Source organism: Pseudoalteromonas sp. AWM4_233, assembly GCF_056158285.1.
The window spans coordinates 1-6,059 of sequence record NZ_JBSWSZ010000125.1 but is presented as its reverse complement, the minus strand read 5'-3'; the positions used below and the strand labels follow the sequence as shown (position 1 = coordinate 6,059).

At 36.9% G+C, this 6,059-nt stretch carries 6 protein-coding genes and 3 pseudogenes; 8 read left to right on the top strand and 1 reads right to left on the bottom strand.

Features of this window, described 5'->3' with window-relative positions:
- Window positions 1–143 precede the first annotated feature (143 nt).
- From ACXAC4_RS26585 to ACXAC4_RS26570, 4 genes and pseudogenes are all read left to right on the top strand, one after another.
- Window positions 144–659 (top strand): annotated as a pseudogene (locus ACXAC4_RS26585) (heme NO-binding domain-containing protein).
- Window positions 660–917: 258 nt separating this feature from the next.
- Window positions 918–1,184 (top strand): annotated as a pseudogene (locus ACXAC4_RS26580) (ABC transporter substrate-binding protein); the annotation flags it as partial.
- Window positions 1,082–2,217: pseudogene (locus ACXAC4_RS26575) on the top strand (peptide ABC transporter substrate-binding protein). The pseudogenes ACXAC4_RS26580 and ACXAC4_RS26575, both read left to right, overlap by 103 nt.
- Before the next feature lie 82 nt (window positions 2,218–2,299).
- Window positions 2,300–3,019: a class I SAM-dependent methyltransferase gene (locus ACXAC4_RS26570; RefSeq protein WP_475167996.1), complete on the top strand. Its 720-nt coding sequence runs from the start codon at window positions 2,300–2,302 to the stop codon at window positions 3,017–3,019.
- Window positions 3,020–3,059: 40 nt separating this feature from the next.
- Here the strand turns inward: ACXAC4_RS26570 and ACXAC4_RS26565 are convergent, their stop codons facing one another.
- A complete protein-coding gene (locus tag ACXAC4_RS26565; protein ID WP_475167994.1) occupies window positions 3,060–3,281 on the bottom strand; it encodes a hypothetical protein in 222 nt (73 codons plus the stop codon).
- Between the two features lie 308 nt (window positions 3,282–3,589).
- Here ACXAC4_RS26565 and ACXAC4_RS26560 point away from each other — a divergent pair, with 308 nt between their 5' ends.
- The 4 genes from ACXAC4_RS26560 (at window position 3,590) to ACXAC4_RS26545 (ending at window position 5,877) form a co-directional block, all read left to right on the top strand.
- Window positions 3,590–3,925, top strand: a complete 336-nt coding sequence (locus ACXAC4_RS26560; protein WP_000842916.1) for a hypothetical protein — start codon at window positions 3,590–3,592, stop codon at window positions 3,923–3,925.
- Between the two features lie 71 nt (window positions 3,926–3,996).
- A complete protein-coding gene (locus ACXAC4_RS26555; RefSeq protein ID WP_000511531.1) occupies window positions 3,997–4,335 on the top strand; it encodes a VOC family protein in 339 nt (112 codons plus the stop codon).
- Between the two features lie 257 nt (window positions 4,336–4,592).
- Window positions 4,593–5,285, top strand: a complete 693-nt coding sequence (locus ACXAC4_RS26550; RefSeq protein WP_475167986.1) for a vWA domain-containing protein — start codon at window positions 4,593–4,595, stop codon at window positions 5,283–5,285.
- Window positions 5,260–5,877: a hypothetical protein gene (locus tag ACXAC4_RS26545; protein WP_475167984.1), complete on the top strand. Its 618-nt coding sequence runs from the start codon at window positions 5,260–5,262 to the stop codon at window positions 5,875–5,877. The genes ACXAC4_RS26550 and ACXAC4_RS26545 overlap by 26 nt, the downstream gene beginning before the upstream one ends.
- Window positions 5,878–6,059 lie beyond the last annotated feature (182 nt).

The window sequence follows — 6,059 nt, the reverse complement described above, 5'->3', positions numbered from 1 at the left end:
TTATACCCTATTTACTTGGCTCAGTTACATATGCTAAGGTTAACGACGGTTAGATTCACCTCTTACACAGCACCTCGTTAAGTAGAAAAGTGACACTATTTTAAAAATATATCAACCTCATAACGCAAAATGCGGAGATTTATATGAAAGGCAGTGTTTTCAACGCGCTACAAGAGAGTTATTTAGAAACCAATCATGGCTTAGAAGCATGGGACACCATGTTAAATACACTCGACCTTCCCTCTCAAGAGATATACACATCTTCAATAAAGTACGATGACAGCGAAATGTTAGGCATCGTCACTTATTATTGTGAAGCATTAAACGTACCAGCTTCTGATTTACTTAGAACTTTTGGAGAGCTTCTTATTTGCCAAACCCATGCCTCTGGCACCCAGTGAAGCAAAACGAGCGCCATCTCTGCATGCGTCTCTACATATGGTTGATAACTTAATTCACGTTGAAGTAAAAAAACTCTATGCAGATTCAAATCTTCCTTGAATTTGATTATAAGAGACCAAAATGATCAACATCTGACGATGATTTATCGATCAGAACGAAAGCTATGTCGTTTATCTGAAGGGCTCATTTTAGGAGCGGCGAAGCATTTTGGGGAAGAAGTCTCTATTTCTCAATCGGAATGTCTACACGAGGGGTGATGAAGCTTGTCATATAGAAGTAAGGTTTCTATGAGTGAAGAAACACAAAACAAAATAGACGTACTTGAACGCGCACTAAAAAGAGAGCGAGCAGCTAGAAGCTCGCCGAAATGCAGCTTGAAAACTATAGGTGCTGTGTAAGAGGTGAATCTAACCGTCGTTAACCTTAGCAATACGTTTTTTCATCTACTTCGTTCAGTTACGTATTGCTAAGGTTAAACGGTATGTCGAGTTCCAGGACTACAGCACCTAACAGCAAAAGATTTAGTCTATCTCTGGAAACGTGCGGTAGATAAAAATACAGCAGCGGAATATGCATACATTATGTTTGATTTAAAAAATGCACAAGCGATTAATGAAGGAAAAGCTGAGCTAGATACGTTAGGAGTAAAAGCTGTAGATGACTATACGTTAGAAGTAGAATTAGAAAATCCAGTTCCTTACTTTGTAGAATTAACTTCATTTGGAACATTTTATCCATTAAACGAGAAGTTTGTCAAAGAAAAGGAGAAAAGTACGGTTTAGAAGCAGATACAACGTTATACAACGGACCATTTACATTAACAGACTGGAAACATGAAGAAGGTTGGAAGTTAAAGAAAAATGCACAATACTGGGATAATAAAACAGTTAAGTTGGAAGAAATTAACTTTAATGTGGTAAAAGATAGCGGTACACGTGTCAATTTATATGAAAGTGGACAAATTGATCGCTCAGGACTTACATCTGAATTTGTTGACAATATAAATCAAGCCCCGATTTCTTTACACAAAAAACACCGTCAACGTACTTCTTACGCTTAAACCAAAAACGTGGTGGGCAAGATACAGTGCTAAAGAGCAAAGATTTACGTTTAGCGATTGCAAAAGCGTATGATAAAAAAGGCTTAACGAATGTAATTTTAAATGATGGTTCTACACCTGCAGATTACTTAGTACCAAAAGAATTTGCTAAGAGCCCAGATGGAAAAGACTTCCGTAAAGAAAATGGAGATATTTTAAAAACAGATGTGAAAAAGGCAAAAGAGCATTGGGAAAAAGCGAAAAAAGAACTTGGAAAAGATGCAATTACAGTAGAACTATTAAACTATGATGGTGATGGTGCGAAAAAAGTAGGAGAAGTCTTAAAAGGAGAACTTGAGAAAAACTTACCAGGCTTAACAGTGAATTTGAAAAACCAGCCATTTAAACAAAAGTTAAAATTAGAATCAGATCTAGATTATGATTTATCTTACGCTGGTTGGGGCCCTACTATCTTAGATCCAATGACGTTCATTGATATGTTCGTTACAAATGGGCCTCATAACCAAACAGGATATTCAAATCCTAAATATGATGAAATTGTAGAAAAAGGTAAAGGTGAGCTATTAACGAAAACGAAAGAGCGTTGGGATAGCTTACTGAAAGCTGAGAAAATGTTACTTGAAGATGCAGCAATTGCACCATTATATCAACGTGGTGATGCAATTGTTCAAAGAGCAAAAGTAAAAGGAATTGTTCACCACCCAGTTGGTGGAGATTACAGCTACAAATGGGCATATATCGGTGAGGAAAAATAAGCTGAGGGGGCGCGTGATGCGCCCTTTTTTTATGCACTTTTCATTCTTCCTTGAATATATAAAATAAAAAAGGGAGAATCCCATGGAACGAAATACTTACATCGATTTCTTAGCTTATTACGGAATAGGAAGTGCTCATCCTGGTGGTTTTACGTTAACAAAACAATTGCTAGCACAACTGCCTCTTAGACAAGGAGCGGATGTCCTTGAGATAGGTTGTGGTACGGGGAAAACAGCGGCTTACATGACAAAAGAATTCGGTTATAAAGTAACAGCGGTTGAAAAGAATGAAATTATGATTCAAAAAGCGAAAGATAGATGGTTGTTTGAAAGATTGAATGTACAATTGATTCAAGGTGATGCAGAGCGATTACCTTGTTTAAATGATTCATTTGAGTTTGTGCTTGGGGAATCGATACTCGCTTTTACAGATAAAGAAAGGGTTATATCAGAGTGCTATCGTGTATTACAGAAGGATGGTAAGCTTGTTGTCATTGAAATGATTATTAATACACATATTGAGAAGAGTGAGGAAGAAAAAATTGCCCAATTATATGGCATGAAAGAATTATTAACTGAGAATGAGTGGGTACAACGATTTCAGAAAGCAAATTTCAAAAGAATTACAATTGCTGGCGGTGGTACAATTGCAGAAACGATATCTAGCTATATAGAAGAGCCGGAATGGAATGTATCAACATATATTCCGAATGAGTTATATGAGGCATGGGTACAGCATGAAAATGTACGGTTTATGTACCAACATATTTTAGGGCATCGTATTTTTATATGTGAAAAATAAAGAAAAAGAGTTGGCTAAAGGTAGTCAACTCTTTACTATGTTAAATGAAAAATAATGCAGCTAAAGTAATTCCGAAGATGAAACCAAATCCAAGTTCAACGCCCCAGCCACAACCGCCACCACAGCCAGCCGCCACCACAATTACCGCAACCACGACCGCCACATCCACAGCTACTGAATCCACCACTGCAACCAAATCCGCAACTATCACACCTGCTAATGCCGCCGCAAAGATCACAACCACCGTTTGCATATGCGTCATAGTATCCGAATCCTGTATCAAAAGATGAGCGCTGTTGCATTGGTTCGATCCATACAGATTCATTTGTCACATCGATTATTTTGCCTAAATGAATGCGACCATCGCGATCTTCAATTCGAACAACTTTACCGAAATAACGTCGGCACGTATCATAACATCTTTGTCTATGCATGTTCTGTCCTCCTTCCCCCTTACAGTAATACGATATGTAAGGGGGACAAGTGCGGCTTGTACGAATGACCTACCTATCATAATTGTTATATGAAAGGGGAAATATAGAGAAAGGATATAGTAAGGAGGGAAAGGCAATGAAATCTACAGATCAGTTTCAAACATACGAAGTACCGTGGAAAGAATTTATAGAAGCATTGCGAGATGAAATGAAGAAACAAGTAGGAGCGGATATTATTGATACAGTAGTTTGCAATTTAGAGGATGGATTTGAAGTGTATACATATATACAGGGGGATTTAGAGTTTGAATATAAAGAAGCGCTTGAAAGAAAATACGGAAGTGATGCTAAGACTCCTAATTTGTTAACAATTATGCTATTAGCCAGCATTTATAATACGAGTGAAGCGAATATACGCTTACATGCAGATAACAAAGATAATCCAATTGTTGAAGTATATGTGAAGCAATGAAACACGCTGTGAAAGGCGTGTTTTTTATTTGTATGATAAAATGTTAGAAAATTGAGAAAGAAGGTGGAGGATTGGGAATTAAACATCTTAATTTAACAGTTACAGATGTAACAGCATCTAGAGAGTTTTTAGAGAGGTATTTTGGTTTAATTTGTAGTGGAACAAGGGGGAATGCCTTTGCAGTTATGCGTGATAATGATGGATTTATACTAACTTTAATGAAGGGAAAAGAAGTTCAGTATCCAAAAACATTTCATGTAGGATTTCCACAAGGAAGTGAAGAACAAGTAGATAAGATAAATCAAAGATTGAAGAAAGATGGATTTTTGGTGGAGCCTCCTAAGCATGCCCATGCATATACATTTTACGTTGAAGCACCTGGTGGATTTACAATTGAAGTAATGTGCTAATTAAAAAATCAAACTTTTTGTTGTGTGTTTTTAATATGAAAAGTAGGAAAAGTCTGTTTTAAGTATGAAGCTTAGACAGGCTTTTTTGCTTATATAATTGGATAGAAAATGCTATAAAGAATATTACCAAGTGTATATATATGTTTACATAATAAAGTTATGGTGGGTTAGTTGTCCTAAAATACAAGTCATATATCTTGTTTCCTCTCATAAATTTAAACATAGGAATTTGTCTACAAAGGTGGCGAAGCCTCATCATGAAAATTCGAATTTGTGCCACATTCATGTTGTTTCTATTTATATGGTTACATCCTTATTGGACTTTTGCAAAAGGAGAGGAGGCAAAGGAAAGGGTCGTTTCACTTGTATATGATGATTCGGGCAGCATGAGAAATAACGATCGCTGGAAATATGCCAATTACGCTTTGCAAAGTTTAGTTGCGCTATTAGATGAAAAAGATACATTTTCTTATGTTCCAATGAGCAAGCCGAATAATCCGTTAAACATTTCGTTAACGAAGGATAAAAGGCAAACAGAAATTGAAGGAATTGGAGCGTGGAAAACGTATTTAAATACTCCTTTTAGCGCAGTAGAGACGGCGATGCAATCTATAAAAAAGGAAGCAGATATAGATGGAAAACGTGAATTTTGGCTTATTGTATTAACTGACGGGGCATTTAATGATCTAGAAAAAGATAAAGTTGGCGGAAAAGAACAAATTACAAAGAAACTAACAGACTTTAAGAAAGAAATGGATGTAAAAAAGATATCTCTACATCCTATCTTAATTACGATGGAAGAGGATTTAGGGCAGCAAGAAAAAGAACAATTAAATACGTTTAAAGAAATATGGAAGAAAGAGATAAACGGAGTTACTGATGCCGTCAAGCGGAGAGGATGGCATTGTAAAAAGTGTAAATCAAGTGGCAGCATTAGTTGCGAATCGTGATCCATTCTCCTCCGTTGAATCGATTGTAAAAACGAAAGTAGTAGGAAAGAAAGTAGAGATTACAACGCCGTTCCCATTAAAGCGTATGACGCTTGTACGACAATCGCCTTCGCTGTCTAATTATCAGGTCACACAAATTTCGAAACCATTACAGTTACAGTCTTCTTTTTCCATACATGCACCCGGAGAAGCGAAATTATTCGGAAATATAGTTCATATAAGCACGGAAAATCAGGAAGTCATTAAACCAGGAACATATACGATAGAAGTGGATCGGGATATTGAGAAAGAAGGATTGCAAGTACTTGTTGAACCAGCGCTTAACTATACGGTTTCTACTTATGACAAAGATGATAATAGTCAAAAAAATGTTGAACAAATGTACGAAGGTGTTACTGCTGTTATTGAAGCAAAGCCTACTGAGTTACCAATTCAGTCTTCTTACTTTCAAGCAGAAGTAGAAATAGACGGAAAACAATATCCGATGAAGTGGAACGATAAGAGGCATGTGTTTTATTACGAAACGAAGATTGGTAAAGGAGGTGCTGTAGTCCTGGAACTCGACATACCGTTTAACCTTAGCAATACGTAATTGATACGTAGCATTCGTTCAGTTACGTATTGCTAAGGTTAACTTTCGTTGTTGACTCGACGGTAGCAGCACCTAAGGTTAACTTTCGTTGTTGACTCGACGGTAGCAGCACCTAAGGTTAACTTTCGTTGTTGACTCGACGGTAGCAGCACCTAAGGTTAACTTTCGTTGTAGACTGACAT